General features: G+C 64.5%; 15 protein-coding genes. 6 read left to right on the forward strand and 9 right to left on the reverse strand.

The genetic code is table 11. The features are described from left to right. Positions 1 to 46: 46 nt before the first annotated feature. From ABIC17_RS13195 to ABIC17_RS13210, 4 genes are all read right to left on the reverse strand, one after another. Complete coding sequence (locus ABIC17_RS13195) at positions 47 to 313, reverse strand: cinnamycin family lantibiotic (RefSeq protein ID WP_354282414.1); 267 nt, start codon at positions 311 to 313, stop codon at positions 47 to 49. A gap of 70 nt (positions 314 to 383) precedes the next feature. Continuing rightward, positions 384 to 788, reverse strand: coding sequence for a DurN family substrate-assisted peptide maturase (locus ABIC17_RS13200; RefSeq protein ID WP_354282416.1), 405 nt, complete (start codon positions 786 to 788; stop codon positions 384 to 386). Positions 789 to 1,443: 655 nt separating this feature from the next. Then, positions 1,444 to 2,457: a zinc-dependent alcohol dehydrogenase family protein gene (locus ABIC17_RS13205; RefSeq protein ID WP_354282417.1), complete on the reverse strand. Its 1,014-nt coding sequence runs from the start codon at positions 2,455 to 2,457 to the stop codon at positions 1,444 to 1,446. A 40-nt stretch (positions 2,458 to 2,497) separates the two neighbouring features. Further along, positions 2,498 to 3,697, reverse strand: coding sequence for an MFS transporter (locus ABIC17_RS13210; RefSeq protein ID WP_354282419.1), 1,200 nt, complete (start codon positions 3,695 to 3,697; stop codon positions 2,498 to 2,500). 103 nt (positions 3,698 to 3,800) lie between these two features. Between ABIC17_RS13210 and ABIC17_RS13215 the strand changes: the two genes are divergently transcribed. From ABIC17_RS13215 to ABIC17_RS13230, 4 genes are all read left to right on the forward strand, one after another. Further along, positions 3,801 to 4,442 (forward strand): TetR/AcrR family transcriptional regulator, encoded by a 642-nt coding sequence (locus ABIC17_RS13215; protein WP_354282421.1) that lies wholly within the window; start codon positions 3,801 to 3,803, stop codon positions 4,440 to 4,442. A 55-nt stretch (positions 4,443 to 4,497) separates the two neighbouring features. Then, positions 4,498 to 6,351, forward strand: coding sequence for a M61 family metallopeptidase (locus tag ABIC17_RS13220; RefSeq protein WP_354282423.1), 1,854 nt, complete (start codon positions 4,498 to 4,500; stop codon positions 6,349 to 6,351). Between the two features lie 362 nt (positions 6,352 to 6,713). Continuing rightward, a complete protein-coding gene (locus ABIC17_RS13225) occupies positions 6,714 to 7,031 on the forward strand; it encodes a hypothetical protein (RefSeq protein ID WP_354282425.1) in 318 nt (105 codons plus the stop codon). 480 nt (positions 7,032 to 7,511) lie between these two features. Next, entirely contained in the window at positions 7,512 to 8,009 is a 498-nt protein-coding gene (locus ABIC17_RS13230; RefSeq protein ID WP_354282427.1) for a hypothetical protein, read from the forward strand. A 108-nt stretch (positions 8,010 to 8,117) separates the two neighbouring features. On the opposite strand, the gene ABIC17_RS13235 is transcribed toward ABIC17_RS13230, so the two are convergent. Both ABIC17_RS13235 and ABIC17_RS13240 read right to left on the reverse strand, forming a co-directional pair. After that, a complete protein-coding gene (locus tag ABIC17_RS13235; RefSeq protein ID WP_354282428.1) occupies positions 8,118 to 8,324 on the reverse strand; it encodes a superinfection immunity protein in 207 nt (68 codons plus the stop codon). 54 nt (positions 8,325 to 8,378) lie between these two features. Then, positions 8,379 to 10,340 (reverse strand): S8 family serine peptidase, encoded by a 1,962-nt coding sequence (locus tag ABIC17_RS13240; RefSeq protein ID WP_354282430.1) that lies wholly within the window; start codon positions 10,338 to 10,340, stop codon positions 8,379 to 8,381. A 944-nt stretch (positions 10,341 to 11,284) separates the two neighbouring features. Between ABIC17_RS13240 and ABIC17_RS13245 the strand changes: the two genes are divergently transcribed. Further along, positions 11,285 to 12,397, forward strand: a complete 1,113-nt coding sequence (locus tag ABIC17_RS13245) for an alkene reductase (RefSeq protein ID WP_354282432.1) — start codon at positions 11,285 to 11,287, stop codon at positions 12,395 to 12,397. Between the two features lie 81 nt (positions 12,398 to 12,478). Here ABIC17_RS13245 and ABIC17_RS13250 read toward each other — a convergent pair whose 3' ends face one another. Continuing rightward, on the reverse strand, positions 12,479 to 13,210 hold the full coding sequence (locus tag ABIC17_RS13250; RefSeq protein ID WP_354282434.1) for an SDR family oxidoreductase: 732 nt from the start codon (positions 13,208 to 13,210) through the stop codon (positions 12,479 to 12,481). 146 nt (positions 13,211 to 13,356) lie between these two features. Here ABIC17_RS13250 and ABIC17_RS13255 point away from each other — a divergent pair, with 146 nt between their 5' ends. After that, positions 13,357 to 15,486, forward strand: a complete 2,130-nt coding sequence (locus tag ABIC17_RS13255) for an epoxide hydrolase family protein (protein ID WP_354282436.1) — start codon at positions 13,357 to 13,359, stop codon at positions 15,484 to 15,486. Between the two features lie 110 nt (positions 15,487 to 15,596). Here the strand turns inward: ABIC17_RS13255 and ABIC17_RS13260 are convergent, their stop codons facing one another. Both ABIC17_RS13260 and ABIC17_RS13265 read right to left on the reverse strand, forming a co-directional pair. Then, positions 15,597 to 16,043 (reverse strand): DMT family transporter, encoded by a 447-nt coding sequence (locus tag ABIC17_RS13260; protein WP_354282438.1) that lies wholly within the window; start codon positions 16,041 to 16,043, stop codon positions 15,597 to 15,599. A gap of 38 nt (positions 16,044 to 16,081) precedes the next feature. Continuing rightward, positions 16,082 to 17,194, reverse strand: a complete 1,113-nt coding sequence (locus ABIC17_RS13265) for a metallophosphoesterase family protein (protein ID WP_354282440.1) — start codon at positions 17,192 to 17,194, stop codon at positions 16,082 to 16,084. Positions 17,195 to 17,304 lie beyond the last annotated feature (110 nt).

Consider the following 17,304-nt stretch of genomic DNA (forward strand, 5'->3'; position numbering starts at 1 on the left):
CGCAGCCGTGACGGCTGCGTCCACATCCTTTGCCGTGATGCGAACTCTATTTGGTCGTGCCGTCGCAGATCAGCGTGATCGGCCCCTTGCTGCAGGTGCTGACGCAGGCGAGGATTTCGATCGATTCCAAGTCTTCACGCAGCAGATCGCGGAAGGTGGTGTCGGGCGGCAGGATCTTTTCGATCGCGTCGATATCGCCGACGGTCCCGAAGCGATCGGCCATGTCCTGGCGGAATTCGGGGTCGACGACCGTCAGAAACATCGCCGTGTCGGCAGAAAAGTCGTCGAACTGGCGGGTGTTCATACGAAGCATGATCGTTCCTTTCAGAAATAATGGGTGTGCCGTCAGCATGACGGCGGATCCGAAAACCTTTGCCTGGCAATCAGTGCGCGACGACGTCGAGCCGGAAGCCGAGCGCGTATTCAGCGGCCACAAGCTCGCGAACGGCCGTGGCGACGTTGGTGGCGTCCTTCTGCCATTCGAGGATTTTGGCTTCCGCCGGCTGCAGCTTGGCTGCGTTGGTAACCCACCGCGCTTCGAGATAACGCTTCAGGCCTTCCGTGCTGAACTCACGGACAGCACCAACGGCATCGGTGGCCTCGCTGTGCGACTCAGCCACAAGGGCAGCGTCCAGCAGTTCGCGCAGCTTGCCCTTCGCCGGGAGTGCGGAGAGAAGAACCGCCAGCAGCTGGATCTGCCGGATTTCGTCGGTGCCGATCTGGCTTTCGATCGGTGTCGATACAGCAACCATTTTCATCACCCCTTCGAATAATCCCGAAATCTGCATCGGGCGACGAAGGTATGACTCTCATAGAAAACGCCATCAAAGCACGAATGGTCCGCCTCGGACGTAACGGAAGCATGACGATATGGTTTTTGGCAAAGTATCGAGGCGCCAGGCGTTATGACTATGCGAAAGGTATTCGCGAATAAGGCAAATACGCTATCTTTACATAGGCCGCCTAATAGTTCGTTTCGGGCCATAGTCTGGTGACCCGATAGATCATTCGTCAACGTTCCTTGAACGAACGTTCGCTGGCCGCTTCATCCCCTTCCGTCAAACAGTCCGCTTGCGCATTTTGAGCCGACCATCATGCAGCGAACAGCCCCCGTTCCGCTTCAATGCGCCTGCGACTCCCGTCGGCAACGATCCGGGTTGGGCACCTCCGCCACCCCGTTCAGAACGACCGGTTCGACGCTGGCTGACGAAGCGATACAGGGCCTGCCGCAACGCTGCATCGTGCGCTGTGGCGATGCGCCGTTCCGCTTTCGTCGCTGACGGGCTTACTAAATCGACCGCACCGCACGGACCGTGCCGACCGCTTCGGCATGCGCATGCTTTTTCCCAACAGATCGGGGCTTGGCGCCGATTCACAGCGGGCCGTTACGGAGACGGTGGAAACCTCGACGACAAGCGCGCGCCAAATGCAGACGTTCGGTCATCAGAACGCGATCATCACCTTGCCGAGATGCTTGGCCGCCGCGAAATAGCGGACCGCGTCGGGTGCATCATCGAAGGCAAACGTTCGGTCGACGACGGTCGTCGTCCGGCTCGCCACCATTGCGTCAAGCAGATCGACGAACATGGCGCGGCTGCCATTGGCGATCCCGCGGATCGTCACGTTCTTCGTGATGAGCAACAGATAGTCGGGGATTGCCGGCCCCTCCCCCGGGGAAACGCCGACAATGATGATCCGCGCGTTGATCGCCGCGGCTGCGATCGAGTGCCCCAGCGTGTCGACGCCGCCAGTTTCGATCACGATATCGGCCCCCTTGCCCCCGGTCTGCGCGATCACTTCGGCCGCCCAATCCGGTGACGTCCGGTAATTGACCGTGATGTCCGCGCCAAGGGCACGTGCCGTCTCGAGCTTCGCGTCCTGCGACGACGTGATCGCGACGCGCGCGCCCCGGGCCTTGGCGATCTTCAAGGCCGCCAGCGCAACGCTGCCGGTGCCGAGGCAGAGGACGGTGTCGCCAGCCTCGACCCGACAGATTTCGACCAGCGCGTTCCAGGCCGTCAAGCCCGCCGAGGCAAGCCCTGCGACATCCGCATCGGCCAGCGCGTCGGGCACCCGGATCAGCGCGGCGGCGGGGAGAACCACGCGCTCGGCGAGCCAGCCGTCATGCGTGATGCCGATATCGTGCGCAAAGACGTCCGACCCGAACGGGCCGTCCAGCCAGGTCGCGAAATGACCGCAGACGACACGGTCGCCGACCGCAACTTCGGTTACGCTCGCACCGATCGCCACGACCTCGCCGACGCCTTCCGACATCGGGATGCGGCTCTCGGGCTGTCGGGCACCGTAGGTGCCACGCAAGAGCTGAACGTCGCGGCTGATAAGGCCGATAAGACGCGGGGCGACCAGTGCTTCGCCGGGGCCGGCAACCGGCATGGGTCGGGTCGTCGCAACAAGGCCACTGATGCCGTTCTGGGCACCGATCTGGAAGGCTTTCATCGAAATCGTCTCCTGCTGAGCGCGCACGACGGGCGCATTATTAAAAAGCCCTGGGGCCGGGCTTAAAGGCATGGCGGCGCGCGCCGGCTGCGAGTGCCAAGGCCAGCAAGGTCGGTCCCAATACCGCCCAGGCCAGCGACCCTGCGCCCGCATGGTCGAGGATCACCCCGCCGACGATCCCGCCCGTCGCGATCGCCCCGTTCCACACCGTCGTGAGCATCGCATTCGCCAGGTCGACGCCCTCGCCGGCCGCATCGGCGAGCGCGGTCGACAACTGCGTCGCCGCGCCGCCGAACGACAGCCCCCACAGGAGCGTCGCCGCGATCGTCATCGCAGGGGTAGTGGCGAACAGCGCGAAGGCCAGCGACACGACCGCAAACGTCGTAAGGCTGACGAGCACGAGCAGCCGCAGCGCGCGATCGATCAGCACGCCCGTCACCCAGATTCCGACCAGCGCGGCAAGTCCGAACCCCAGCAGCAACAGATCCAGCCTTTCGCGCACGCCTGACAAAGCGGCGACCGGGGCAATATATGTGTAGAGGATGTTATGGCCCGTAATCCATGCGAACAGCGTGACCAGCACGGGACGAACGCCCGGCGTGCGAAACACGTGCGCGATCGACAGCCGTTGTTCGGCAGGCTGACCGGCAAAATCGGGCACGCGCCACAGCACCCAGCCGATCAGGATGAGGGTGGTGATCGCCATCAGCCCGAACGCCATGCGCCAGCCAAGCGTCGTGCCCAGCATAGCCCCCAGCGGTACGCCGATCGACAAGGCGAGCGGCGTACCGACCATCGCGATCGCGAGCGCCTTGCCGCGCAACGGCGCGATGACCATCCGCCTGGCATAGCCCGCGATGATGCCCCACCCCAGTCCCGCCGCGACGCCGCCCATGAACCGCGCGACGAGCGTCAGCGCATAGGACGTGGACACCGCGGTCACGCAGTTGAAGATCAGGAAACCGACGATCGCGACGAGCAACGTCGGTTTGCGCCGCCACCCTTGCGTATAGAGCGTCAACGGGATCGCCGCGAGCAGCGATCCGACCGCATAGACCGTGATCGTCTGTCCTGCGAGCGACTCCGATACGTCGAGCCCGGCGGCCATGTGCGGCAACAGCCCGGCGGGGAGCGTTTCGGTGAGGATCGCGGTAAAGCCGGTCATTGCCAGCGCCAGCAACGCGGAGATCGGCAGCGTCTCGCTCGCGCCGTCGTCGGTCTGGCTAGGTCTTGGGATCACGCTGCACTCACTTCTGGATCGACTGGTCCAGTGCGTTCGACCCTGCGGTGCGGCTTGTCAACGAGTAATGGATTGATTAGTCCACAATCGGGAGCGACGATTTATGGCACGAAGCGGACGACCGCGTGGTTTCGACCGGGATGCGGCGCTCGACGGCGCGATGCACCTGTTCTGGGAGCATGGCTATGAAGGTGCGTCCCTGGCGGTCTTGCGCCACGCGATGGGGGACATCTCGTCGGCAAGTTTCTACGCGGCGTTTGGCTCGAAGGAAGCACTCTATCGCGAAACGCTCGCGCGTTATCTCGACAAGCATGGCGGCATCGTCGGCGCGCTCGACGATGAGACGCTATCGCCACGGTCACGGCTCGAACAGGCCTTGCTGGCGTCGGTTGCGGTGCAGACCGACCCCGCCCATCCGAAGGGCTGCATGTTGACGCTGTCGGCAATGGTCTCGTCCGAGGCTGGCGCGCCTACCCGGGACCTGACCCGTGCCGAGCGGGAGATCACCCGGCAGGCATTGCAGCGATGCATCGCCGCCGGGATGCGCGTCGGCGATCTCGAACCTGCAACAGACATTGCGGGGCTGACGGCGCTCTACGACGGGCTGGTGCTGGGCATCTCGATCCAGGCGCGGGACGGCGTGCCGGCCGATACGCTGCGGGCGGCGATCGGCCACGCGATGGCGGCGTGGGATACACAGTGCCGCGCGTCGTCTCATCCGGAAGCCCCCCGGCGACAGCATTGACAAGAGGATGGCCGATCGATCCTAGGTGACGATCGACAATCCGGGGGGACCAGCCATGAAAACGATGTTCGCGACTTTAGCCGCCGCCACACTGCTGACGCAGGCACCCAGCCCCGCGATCGCGCAGAGCAAGGTTCCGGCGGCGATCCAGTATGAAATCGGGTTCCCCAATGCGGTCCATCACGAGGCGCAGGTGACCGTGACCTGGCGTGACCTCGGGCCGGCGCCGTTGCGCGTCCAGATGGCGCGTTCGTCGCCTGGCCGCTACGCGATCCACGAATTCGCCAAGAACGTCTATGCGCTCTCCGCCAAGGATGGCCGTGGTCGCGCGCTCGCGGTGACGCGGACCGACCCCTATGGCTGGACGGTTGCCGGGCACGACGGGACGGTGACGGTCACCTACACGCTGTTTGGCGATCACGGCGACGGCACCTACGCGCAGATCGACGCGGCCCACGCGCATCTCAACATGCCAGCGACCTTCCTGTGGGCGGTTGGGCAGGAAAAGCGCCCGATCCGCGTCCGGTTCGTGCCGTTCGACGCCAAATGGAAGGTCGCGACCCAGCTTCAGCCGACCGCCGACCGCACTGTCTTCGCCGCACCCGACTTCCAATATTTCATGGACAGCCCGACCGAGCTCTCCGATTTCGATATGCGCGAATGGCAGGTCGGCGACGGGCCGACGCGCGCCACGATCCGCCTCGCGGTCCATCACGACGGCACGCCCGCAGACCTCGATCGCTTCGCCGCCAGCGCCAAGAAGGTCGTTGCGCAACACATCGCAATGTGGGGCGAACATCCCGCTTATGACTTCGGCACCTACACCTTCATCGCCGATTACATGCCGCAGATCAGCGGCGACGGGATGGAGCATCGCAACTCGACGATCATCTCGCAGCCGCGCTCCTTCGCCGCGGCGAATTTCGCACAGATCGGCACGCTTAGCCATGAATTCTTCCACAGCTGGAACGTCGAGCGGATCCGCCCCGCCGAGCTCGAACCGTTCGATTTCACGCGCGCCAACCCGACCCCGTCGCTGTGGCTCGCGGAAGGGTTCACGCAATATTACGGGCCGCTGATGATCCGCCGCGCAGGCGAATCCGCGGTGGACGCGTATCTGCGCGGGGTTGGCTCGACCATCGACGCACTGACCAACGGCACCGCCCGCAGCTATGGCGGCCCGCAGGAAATGAGCCTGCGGGCGCCGTTCGTCGATGCGGCGAAGTCGATCGATGCGACCAATCCCAATATCTTCGTATCTTACTACACTTACGGCGCCGGCCTTGCGCTCGCGCTCGACCTGACGCTGCGCCAGCGCTACCCGGACATCACGCTCGACACGTTCATGCGACACCTGTGGCAGACCTTCGGCAAGACCGAGCGCCCCTATACACGCGCCGACCTGTCGCACGCGCTGGGCGTGGTGACCAAGGACCCGGCCTTCGCAGCGGCCTTCTTCAAGACCTCGATCGATGCGAGCGGGCTTCCCGACTATGCCCCGCTGCTCGACCAGGCCGGGCTGAAACTCCGTCCCGCCAACCCGACCGCCGCGTGGCTTGGCAACGTCCGCTTCAAGACGACCGGCAGCGAAGTCCGCATCGATGGCGCACCCGCGCCGGGCACGCCGCTGTACCGCGCCGGTCTCGACAATGGCGACCAGATCGTCAGCCTGGGCGGGACGCCGATCACCAGCGATGCGGAGGCGGCGGCGGCATTGGCCCGCGCCAGACCCGGCCAGACCGCCGACATCACTTACCGCCAGCGCGGCATCGAGCGCCACGCAACGCTGACCTTCGTCGCCGACCCCACCGTCGAGGTCGTCCGCGCCGAAACCGCAGGGGTCACACCGACCGCCCGACAGCTGGCGTTTCGCACTCAGTGGCTCGGGCCGGATACGGCGGCCAATTAGGCCGGATCTTCAAATGCCTGAGGCAGATCCAGGGATGCCTAGAACATTACCGCATCGACCTATGCGCTCGGGCTGGTGACGACTGCGGTTTGGCGAATAACTGCCGTCCGGTGACAACCCAAAGCGGCCATGCCGTTTTTCACTCAGACCCGGACATTCCTGAAGATCTGTTTCAGCAAAACGACCGAATGCTGCGCTGATCTTTGGTTCTGACGTTTGCCCGGATCGATTAACTGGAGAGTTTACCTTTCCTGTCAATATGTTGCGAACGGTTGAATAGCAGAGTGCGGAAGCACGGTACGCTAGACGTGGGTCTTCGCGGCAACGGCAAATTCGGCAACCGTGCGAACGGGGGATCTTGCGTGAAGAAAGTTCTGATGTCCGGTGCGGCGCTCTGCGTGGTCGCTGTTTTCCCTGCTCAAGCGCAGGATTCCATCTTCGGCAAGCTGTTGAAGCAGGTTTCGCGCGCAACCGGGCCAACGACCGCCGGCGCAGCCGGTCAGCCGCTTCTGCGCCCTTCCGCAACGGTTCAGCCCACGGCGGAGCAGACCGCCAGCCTTCGCGCTGCGTTACTCGTCAAGCAACCGAATACCCAGATTGCGCAAGATGTCCGGGACGCCAATGCGCTGATCGAGCGTTTGGCGCAGACAGGGGCCTGCGCGGTCAACAACAATGCATGAATCATTCAACCGCGAATCCGTCAGTCCGACAAACTGGAACAATGCCTAAGGTTACGTTCCCCGCGACGGCGATCAATATCATGATGGACGGTATTGCCTGGATGTGATCCGTATCACGGATTATGCGAAGCCCGCAGCCAATGCGCTCAGCTTCAAAGTCTACTTTATTTCCCCCCAGTCGCAGCGAGCAACCCATCAGACGTTCGAACTGCTTCGGTCGACCGAGGGGCCCTGGCTCGTAAAGTCCATCGGTTATTCACATTGAGCAAGGCCGCGGTCACCGCCCGACTGGTGGCCGCGGCGCTGGATCGCGCTTGCTCACAAGACACTGTTCAACCGGTCCGGCTCGCCTTGAAACGCGCCGGCTATTCCGTACCGGCGCGATCCGCGCCGGTTGCAGCGAGTCCGATCATGGGATTTCATGACACTGCACGACCTGCTGGTTGCCGGTTCCTTCACACCCTTGGAGCGTGACAGACCATGAGCATCATTCCCCTCATCGCGCTGCTCGCGAGTGCGACCGCGACCGTCCCGCAGCATAGCGTCGATCGCGGGCTTGGTACCGGCACCGGAAGCCTTTGCGTGCTGACGCCGCGGCAGCAGGTAGCGTTCGACGCGTTGTTCAGAACCACGGGCCCCGCCCGCAGCAGGATCACGACCGTCCGTCGCCGCCTGTCCGCCAACAGCGTCGAAACGCGAAAGCGGGCGGACTTTGCGGCTGCACTGCAATGGAATGGCCTGCCCCTGATCGCCGCCGAGCTGGTCGATGTGGCCAATGCCGAGAGCGAGGGGATGCACACACGCTCGCTCGTGTTCCGACTCCCGCTGCGATCCTTGCAGGCTGCGCTTGGCAGGATCGGCCTTAGCGTCCCCGTCGCACCTGGATATGGGCGTATTGAGATGGAGCCGTTTGCGGGCGCGGCGAGGATCGCACGACGCCGGGGCGGCTCCGCGCTGACCTGCGCGTGGGATTTGTAAGAGTGTCCAGCCACGGGGAGCCAGACGCGACGGGGTAATCGCTCTGGTCATCCCGTGATCCGGGCGCTGGTGGCCTTCTGTCGCGAAGGACCACCAACACCCGAACGATCAGGGAAGGTCGGACGTCCGAACGACGACTGTCTTGGGATGCCCGGCCATCAGCGACCAGATCAGTGCTGCAACCCATCCCAGCACCGACCAGCCCAACAGGATGTTCAGCGCAATGATCGGGATCTTGTTGTGATGGTTTCGCACCAGCGCGATGATGGCTGGGACGAAGTACAAGCATAGTACAATGATCACAAACGTCGTCATAACCCACTCCTTCAGTGGGATATATTTCCCGGACTCGATGACAGAGCTATGGCATCAGTATCGGATTGACCACCCCGTAAGCGCGCTGGTGGACCGTTGGTTGACATCCTGCATCACACCGAACCGAAATTGCGAACGGGGACCGCCTTTCGCAAAGCCAGCGGTCAGTTGCACCCGCCGCTCACCCGCAAGACTTGCGTTTCTCGTCGAATATACGAGTGATCTCGAAGCGAGGTCGTAGGCAGAGGCGTATGTGAGCCGTGCGGCACCGGATTCGATCGTCAGCGGTTGCGCGATCCCGAAGCTCACCAGACCACCAAAGGCCTGACGAACTGCCTGGAACCCGACCCGCGACCCGAGGATCGGCGTCGATCCCGTAACCAGGGACAGCGCATCGACCTTGAGCCGGGTGATACCGAGTGACCCATAGCCTTCGAGCGTCCAACCTTCCGCCACGGCGAAGGACCGATGCGCTTCGGCCATCGCAGTCCGCGCGCCCGTCCCCAGCCGCAACGCGCCCATCCCCGTCGCCATGCCCATCACCGTGCCGCTCTCATCGATATAGGAGAACCGCAGGTCGGTGTCGTGGATCAGCCAGCCGATCGTCACCGCCTGTGCACGGCTGATCCCCTGCCTGCCGCTGGATACCGTGACGCCGATCTTGCCGTCCGGCAGGTAGCGATCGATCCCCATATTGGTATCGGCCTGGGGAACATACGCCAGCACGCCATCGGCAAAGGGTGCGAGACCCATGATATCGGACTGGAGGGAATCCGCAGCGTTCCATGCGGCATGAACGCCGACCCCCTGCCCGACGTAGCCGAAGCTGCCTGCGGTGGGTTGGGTTCGCACCTGGTCGTCGGCCGGACCAAACCGCTGCGAGAGGAAGCCCATGCTGCTGGTGAAGCCGCCGAACGACAGCTCGGTATGCTGGTTCATCTGGCGCACCCTTCGGTCGATCGTGCCCCGGGTTCGCACCTCGGGACGAACGACCAGCGCCGCGACCGATCCATGATAATCGCGTCCGAACGCGTCCAGGACGGTGACGTTGGAAAGCGCCGTCTGGATGGCACCGGCGCCCATGGCGCTTGGCACGCCCATGACCGAGCTTTGCACGCTGGTCTGCGACGCACCGTTCGACAGCGTCGGGCTGATGGGTGCCAGCGCTGCGGCAAAGTCCACGAGCCCCATCCCGTAGATATCGTCCGGCCCCGGAGCGCCAAGATCCTTGGTCGTGCTCAGGATGACATTACCGGCTTGCTGGCCAGTGAGTTGCGGCCATTTCGACAGAATATCCGCAGCGAGGGCCGCCACAACCGGTGCGGCCGAACTGGTGCCAGAAAAGACGCCGATCGTGCCATCGACCAACGTCGTGACGTTGGAGCCGACCGCAACGACATAGCGATCTTTCATGATCCCTGCCCTGTTTGAATAAGTCTCAATCTCATAGACCTGCAAAGCGGGGCTGAGCGCGCCAACGAAGAGGATGGCGTTACGGTTGGTCGCGTTGATCCACTGCGCATTATAAGGGTTGGGCGAGCCGTCGTTCCCTGCCGAATTCACCAGAAGCCCGTCGGTAGCACCGAGCTTTGCAACGGCCGCCGACCATTGGGCCGAACCGCCGACCAGCGAGCTGCTCACGACTTTCAGCCTCATGTCCGCCGCATAGCTGATTGCTTCGACGGAATGGCTCAAGATCTCGGTTTTTGTGTCTGCGTTCCAGTCGGACACCCGCAGAACGGCAAGCGTGGCATTTGGCGCATAGCCAACCGTACCCCGTCCATTCACACCAGCCCCGAGAATGTTGGCAACGGGCGTTCCATGATCCGAGTGTTCGTCACCCAGAACGTCGCGCTTGGTTCTCACGCCCCCGCTTTCGATAAAGCCGAAGTCCTTCGAGAGACTACTGATACGGCCGTCCAGCTCGCCATTCACGTTGACGACGCCGTCATCGACGACCCCGACGGTTACCCCCTGCCCCGTGTATGCATGATCAAGCGCATAGAGCGCGTTCATGAATTCGTTCGCACCGTAATTGCGGCGGAACTCGGCTGTATCGTTTGCCGACCGGATCGGCTGCCGGCTGGACGGGGTGATGACATAGCCGTCCGGTGGCGAAACCGGATTTGAATAGATGGGTGTGGGCGTTGGCGTCGGCGTCGGCGTGGGATTTGGAACCGGCGTCGGTGCGGGTGTGGGCGTGGGCGTGGGCGCTGGGGTTGGCGCAGGAGTTGGGGTTGGGGTCGGGGTCGGCGAGGGACTCGGAACCGGCGTCGGTGCGGGTGTGGGAGCAGGCGTCGGCGTCGGGGTTGGTGCTACCGGTGCAGGTGTCGACGATATTGGTCCCGTGCCAGGCGCGGCAACGGGTGGCGCTACGCTGCCCCCTGAAGCAACGCCGCCACCAGCGCCGCCACATGCTGACAGACCGACCAAGGCAAACACGCTTGTCGATGAAATCAGGATCTTCTTCAGCATGTTTGCCCCCGCAAGCTTTCGCGTGGGCGAACAGCTCGGTAGCTGTTCTGCCCGGCCCACTCCGGAAGCAGCGCCGAGTTATCTTTAAAGTATTGATGATTTGTTATAATTCACGACGAGGCGCGGCGTTGCCGCCTCCTCGGAATGGTGTGTCGGCGGATAGGGAATCCCTGATCGACCGGTGCCTGCGCAATCTGAGGGAGTTTGTGCGGTCCACCCTCCACACCCCGGACGGTTGGGCCTCGATCGAGGCCGCAGTCCGTTTCCCCCAAGCGTGGATTACTAAAGCGGCCGCCGGGGCGGCGTGCCGAAACGCGATGACCGCCTCTTGCCGGCGCTTGTCCGGACTGCCTGACACGCCCGACCGGGGACTTGGGCGATCCGGGCATGCGCTGCTGCGACAGGTTTCGTCGGGAGCAAGTGGCCGCTCGCGCGTTATGGCCCTGCCCCCTCGGGGTCTGTTCATTTCCACGGAAGACCAATCCATGTCCACCTCGCCTGCCAGCCCCGTCCTGCAACCCGTCACGATCGGCGACCTGCAGTTGCAAAACCGTATCGTCATGGCGCCGCTCACACGCAGCCGCTCGGACGATGCGGGCATTCCCCCCGCCTTTGCCGCCGACTATTATGCGCAGCGCGCGGATGCCGGCCTGATCATCACCGAGGCCACGAACGTTTCGGCGCAGGCGCGCGGCTATGCGATGACACCCGGGATCTGGTCGGATGCGCAGGTTGCGGCGTGGCGTCCGATCGTCGACGCGGTGCATCGCCGCGGCGGCGTGATCTTCCTGCAACTCTGGCATACGGGCCGCATCTCGCACCCCGATCTGCATGACGGCGCGCTGCCGGTGGCACCGTCCGCGATCGCCGCGGAAGGACAGGCCTTCACCAACGACGGCCTCAAGGACTTCGTCACCCCGCGCGCGCTCGAAACCGACGAGATCCCCGGGATCGTCGACGACTATCGGCGTGCCGCCGAACAGGCGAAGGCAGCAGGATTCGACGGGGTCGAAGTGCACGCCGCGAACAATTACCTGCTCGAGCAGTTCATCCGGGACAGCACCAACCAGCGCACGGACGACTATGGCGGCTCGATCGAGAACCGCCTGCGCTTCCCGCTCGAGGTGGTCCGTGCGGTGGTCGACATCTGGGGCGCCAAGCGCGTCGGCATCCGCATCTCGCCGGCGACGACCGAACCCGGCAAGACACCGCTCGACAGCCAGGTCGGTCGCACCTTCGACACGTTCGTGGACGCGCTGTCCGACCTCGGGCTGCTCTACATCCACGATATCGAGGGCGTCACCCAGCAGACGCGGGACGTACCCGACGGGGTTGACTTCGCGGCGCTGCGTAAGCGCTTCTCGGGCGCGTACATCGCCAACAATCAGTACACGCTGGATCTCGCCGAAAAGATGCTGGCGGAGGGCAATGCCGACCTGTTCAGCTTCGGTCGTCCCTTCCTCGCCAATCCCGATCTCGTCGACCGCCTGCAGACCGGCGCACCGCTTGCCGAAGCGCCCAAGGAATATTGGTATGGCGGTGGCTCGGTCGGCTATTCAGACTGGCCCGGCATGCATGGGAAGATCGACCTCGCCTGACCCGGCATGACGCACGGCGGAATATGACGCCGGGGACGTGGGCAAGGCGACGTTGCCTTTGCTCACGTCCCACCGATTGCGTCAGGGCGCGACCTGCCTGACCGGGCGGATCAGGATTTCCTCCACCAGCACGCGGGGCGGCTGCGCGAACGCATAGACGAGCGCTTGGGCGACGTCCTCCGAGGTCAGTGCGTCGAGGCTCTCGCGCCGCTCGCGCATGGCCTCGCTGACGTTCTGGCCGAATTCGGTCCATACCGCGCCGGGTTCGATCACCGAGACGCGGATACCCTCCCCGCCCAGTTCCTTGCGAAGCGCGTCGTGGAAGCCGACCACCGCGAACTTGGTAGCACTGTAGACCGACCAGGACTCCGTCCCGTAGCGCCCACCGACGCTCGACACCGACGAAATCATCGCGCCCGCCCGGCCCCGCATCAGCGGGATCGCCGCGCGGGTGCAGTGGAGCACGCCGTACAGATTGACGTCGATCATCCGCTTCCAGTCCGCCGGATCGCTGGCATCGAACCGCGCGTTGACGCCGAGACCGGCATTGTTGAACAGCAGGTCGAGCCCGCCAAACCGCCGTTCGACCGTGGCGAACAGTGCGGCCACCGCTGTGGCATCGGCGACGTCGGCGACCAGCGCGAGCGCCGCATCGCCGAGCTCGGCAGCCAGCGCATCGATCCGCTCGCGCCGCCGCGCCACCAGCACCACGCGAACGCCTTCTGCGACGAGCAGGCGCGCCGTCGCTTCGCCGATGCCACTCGACGCCCCGGTAATCACCGCGACCTTGCCCGTCAGATCCTGCATCTTCATCGCCAACCGTCCTTTGCTGTGTCCAGGCGCAGGGGAACGCGCCGCGTCAGGCAACGAGCCGTGTTGGTCAGATATCGTACCAACGGGGTTGCCTGTGAACGCAGCCGGGATCCATGCGTTAGACACCATGCTTCGATTGGCAGAGCATGATTTCATTCCCCTTGCTGCAGGACCCCGACATGGCAGAACCGTTCCTAATTGCCGTGCCGGACGACCGGCTCGCCACCATCCGCGCCAAGGTTGCAGCATTCGACTGGGGCATGATGCCGGACGCCGGCGAATGGCGGTCGGGCGTCGGGTTGGCCGATCTGAAGCGGCTCGTCGACCACTGGCTGACGCGGTACGACTGGCGTGCGCAGGAACGACGGCTCAACACCCTGCCACAGTTCACCACCATGGTTGAGGGCCAGCGCCTCCACTTCATCCACGCGCGCGGCGACGGTTCCCGCCCCCCGCTGCTGCTGCTTCATGGTTGGCCGGGGTCGTTCCTGGAATTCGAGACACTGATCGCGCCGCTCGTCGCCGACGGGCATGACGTCGTCATCCCTTCGCTTCCGGGCTATGCCTTTTCGGGGCGGCCGCTGTCGCCGATCGGACCGCGGCAGACCGCGGACCTCCTGCACGGTCTGATGGTCGAACTGTTCGGAGACGCGCGTTATCTCATTCAGGGAGGGGACTGGGGTGCCGCGATCGGCGGGTGGATGGCGTATCAGCATCCCGAAGCGGTCGCCGGGCTCCATCTGAACATGGTGCTGCTACAGGCAGAGGACGCGGTGCCCTCGCGCCCCGAGGAACGCGACTGGGCCGCACGGCGCGCCGATCTCGCCAAGCAGGAAACGGGATATTCGCTGGAACAGGGCACCCGCCCGCAGACGCTCGGCGTGGCGATGTCGGACAGCCCCGTCGGCATCGCCGCGTGGATCCTCGAGAAGTTCGGCGCCTGGGCCGACGTGCCGCGCGACGCACATAGCCGTCCCGCGCTGTGGCAAGTGTTCGACGAGGACCTGCTGCTCACCAACATCATGCTGTATCTGGTCGAGGGATCGTTCGTGACCTCGACCTGGATTTATCGCGGTCGCATGCTCGAGGACTCGGGTAAGTTCCCGGCCGGGACGCGGATCACCGTGCCGACGGGGGTTGCGGCGTTCCCCGACCCCGTCTTCCCCGCGCCGCCACGCTCGCAGGCGCAGAAAACCTATAACATCGTCCAGTGGACCGAGATGGCCGCCGGCGGCCACTTCGCGGCGTTGGAGCAACCCCAGCTGTTGCTCGCGGACATGCGCCGTTTCTTTGCCTCCAAGGCGGTATCGCGCGATCCTGCGAAGCGCTCGATTGCGCTGCGCTCGGCGGGCGTGATCGCTGCTGCCCTCGCCGCCGCGGCGGTCTACACCCGCGCAACCACCAGCCGGATCGAACGCGACGTGCCCGCGGACGGCAAGTTCATCGACGTGGCCGGCGCCCGGATCCATTATGTCGATCGCGGGACTGGGCCGACGATCGTGATGCTTCACGGGTTGGGCGCCCAACTCCGCAACTTCTCCTACGGCGTCGCGGATGCACTGGCGGACACGTATCGCGTCGTGCTGGTCGACCGCCCCGGGTCCGGCTATTCGGTGCCGACCGGGGAGCAGCCCGGTATCCTCGGCCAGTCGGCGGTGGTCGCGGCGTTCATCGAACAGCTGGCGCTGGATCATCCGCCACTGCTTGTCGGCCACTCCTTGGCGGGGGCCGTTGCGCTGGGGGTTGCCACGCACCATCCGGGTTCGGTCGCGGGACTGGCGTTGCTGGCACCGATGACGCAGCCACCGCAGGCAATGCCCGCTGCGGTTGCAAGCGCGATCGAGAACCACGGCACCACGCGCGCACTGTTCGCCAACATGCTTGGGACGGTGATCAGCCGCACGGCCTTTGGCGTGCGGTGGAGCAAGATCTTCGCGCCGGATCCGGTCCCGGCCGATTTTGCGACGCGCGGTGGTGGCGCGCTCGGCGATCGCCCGGTCGCGGTCAATGCGGCAATGGTCGAACTGGCGAGCGCCGATAGCGACCTTGCTGCAATCGGAAGCCGCTTTGCCGACCTGACGATACCCGTTGCAATGCTCTACGGCCGTGACGATCAGGTAATCGCCCCTGCGATCGACGGCGATCGCGCCGTGGCGGCGATACCGGGCGCGACGATTCACATGACCGACGGAGGGCACATGCTTCCCGTTGCTCACCCCGAGGCCAGCGCTGCGTTCATACGTGTCTGGGCCGAACGCGTTCTGGGCGCGCGCTAGGCGCGCTATCGCGGCGGCTTCGAGAGGGCACCAAGGGACGACGACTACGTACCGGTTCTCAGGAGTGATTGGGGTCGTGGCGCAGCAGTGCCGCCACACCCCCTCGCGGGTCAAAACTTCGCGATGAGCGTCACACCGGCAACCATCAGCACCGCCCCGGTCGCCCGCCACGGGTTCATTGCGTGCTGCGCCACCCCGAACAGCGCGAAGTGATCGATCGCGAGACTTGCGATCAGGTTCGCCGAGATCGTGACGCCGTTCACCGGCCCTGCCCCCAGCTTCTGGATCAACAACAGTCCCGCGAATACAGCGACCGCGCCCGCAACCCCGCCGAGCGGCGCCCACCACGGCATACCGGCGAGGTCACCCGCCGAAGGCAGCGGTCTGGGCATGCAGACGAACAATGCGGTTGCGACGAACAGCACGATCAGGAACGAGACCGCCGTCGCAAGCCACGGATTGACCAGAGATTTATTGAGCGTGCCGTTAATGGCGGCGCCGACCGCCTGCAGGATGCCTGCCACCGCAATGAAGGGGAAAAACCAGGCCGAACCCATTTTACGTCTCCTTGATCAACCGGCTGTGGGACCGTCCCTCACCAATCCGCCCCGTTCCGGTTGGGGCCCCGCTGCGCACCGTCTATGCAGCGTTCTGGCCAGGCACCGATCGCGTGGACGTTGCGCCCCAAAGCGACCGGCGCGGTGCGCTTGGGCGTTGCCTCGGGACCGCGTACGAGCACTTCGATGACATCTGCGCTGCCGCCCGCGGTAACGCGCAGTTGGTGAAGCCCGTCTTCCACGTCGGGAAGCGTCGCAGTCCACATTTCCGCCACGTCCGCGACGCGTACCATCGCGATCTCTGGTCCGTCATCCAGACATACGGTGGCCCGAGCTGTCCCGCCAAAGATCCTGGCGCGGACCGTGAAGCCGCCTTGCGGAACTTGCCGGTCGCAGGCAGGATCGGTGATCAGGCGGCGATCGGCGGGCGTAGTGATCTGGACCAGCGGCCAGACGGCATCGATCGCCTGGAAGCGCCAGCTCGGGACGCCATCGTCGATCGTGACGACCGAGAAGCCGGGCGCGCCTTCCTCGCTCTGGCCGATCGATCGCGTCGCGCCGTAGATCACGCGCCCGTCGTTCAGCAATTCATTGTAATGGGTGTGGCCGGTGTCTACGAAAACAACGCGATGCGCGGCGAACACCCCGGCAACGCCGTCTGGATCGTCGCGGAGATCGCCGGGATAAGCGTGCATGAAGACCACCGCGCGCTCACCCGCCGCACCGGCCATATCCAGCTCGCGTTCGATCCAGCGGCGTTGGGCGGGATCGATGCGGAAGTCGGGACCGCCTTTCCCGGCTGACACGATATCGAGGAAAAGGCAGCTATAGCCACGGATGTGCGCCGCATAAGGGGCGTCGCGGGTGGTGATCGCACGCATCGCATCGAGGTTGCCGGGTTCGAAGTCGTGGTCCCCCGCCAGCACGTGCCACGACCGCCCGAGCCGGGACATCGCATTGGAAATGCCGCGATATTGCGCTTCCGTGCCGTGGTTTGCATTGTCGCCCGGCAACAGCGCGAAGTCGACCGCATCCCCAAGGTGCTGCTCGGCCAGACCAACCAGGGTCTCGAAGCGATGCAATCCCTCCAGGCCATCCGCCTCGTCCACATGCAGGTCGCCAAAGTGAACCCAGCTCAGGCAGGCCGTCATATCGTGATCCTTCCAGCGCCAGACCAGCAGGAATCGGTTGATCGGCGCGATCGTTCCATGACATTTCTGCCACGTTTCCGCCCTGAACCAGCGCGTTCAGCGCGTGTTTA

The organism is Sphingomonas sp. PvP056 (assembly GCF_040549155.1).
In the GTDB taxonomy this organism is placed as follows: Bacteria; Pseudomonadota; Alphaproteobacteria; order Sphingomonadales; family Sphingomonadaceae; genus Sphingomonas.

What these genes read in the sequence shown, in the direction of transcription:
- ABIC17_RS13255 (WP_354282436.1), top strand. Translation starts at nt 13,357, where the DNA reads ATGATTTCATTCCCCTTGCTGCAGGACCCCGACATGGCAGAACCGTTC.
- ABIC17_RS13235 (WP_354282428.1), bottom strand. Translation starts at nt 8,324, where the DNA reads ATGACGACGTTTGTGATCATTGTACTATGCTTGTACTTCGTCCCAGCC.
- ABIC17_RS13215 (WP_354282421.1), top strand. Translation starts at nt 3,801, where the DNA reads ATGGCACGAAGCGGACGACCGCGTGGTTTCGACCGGGATGCGGCGCTC.
- ABIC17_RS13250 (WP_354282434.1), bottom strand. Translation starts at nt 13,210, where the DNA reads ATGAAGATGCAGGATCTGACGGGCAAGGTCGCGGTGATTACCGGGGCG.
- ABIC17_RS13195 (WP_354282414.1), bottom strand. Translation starts at nt 313, where the DNA reads ATGCTTCGTATGAACACCCGCCAGTTCGACGACTTTTCTGCCGACACG.
- ABIC17_RS13230 (WP_354282427.1), top strand. Translation starts at nt 7,512, where the DNA reads ATGAGCATCATTCCCCTCATCGCGCTGCTCGCGAGTGCGACCGCGACC.
- ABIC17_RS13240 (WP_354282430.1), bottom strand. Translation starts at nt 10,340, where the DNA reads ATGAACGCGCTCTATGCGCTTGATCATGCATACACGGGGCAGGGGGTA.
- ABIC17_RS13265 (WP_354282440.1), bottom strand. Translation starts at nt 17,194, where the DNA reads ATGACGGCCTGCCTGAGCTGGGTTCACTTTGGCGACCTGCATGTGGAC.
- ABIC17_RS13220 (WP_354282423.1), top strand. Translation starts at nt 4,498, where the DNA reads ATGAAAACGATGTTCGCGACTTTAGCCGCCGCCACACTGCTGACGCAG.
- ABIC17_RS13200 (WP_354282416.1), bottom strand. Translation starts at nt 788, where the DNA reads ATGCAGATTTCGGGATTATTCGAAGGGGTGATGAAAATGGTTGCTGTA.
- ABIC17_RS13260 (WP_354282438.1), bottom strand. Translation starts at nt 16,043, where the DNA reads ATGGGTTCGGCCTGGTTTTTCCCCTTCATTGCGGTGGCAGGCATCCTG.
- ABIC17_RS13205 (WP_354282417.1), bottom strand. Translation starts at nt 2,457, where the DNA reads ATGAAAGCCTTCCAGATCGGTGCCCAGAACGGCATCAGTGGCCTTGTT.
- ABIC17_RS13245 (WP_354282432.1), top strand. Translation starts at nt 11,285, where the DNA reads ATGTCCACCTCGCCTGCCAGCCCCGTCCTGCAACCCGTCACGATCGGC.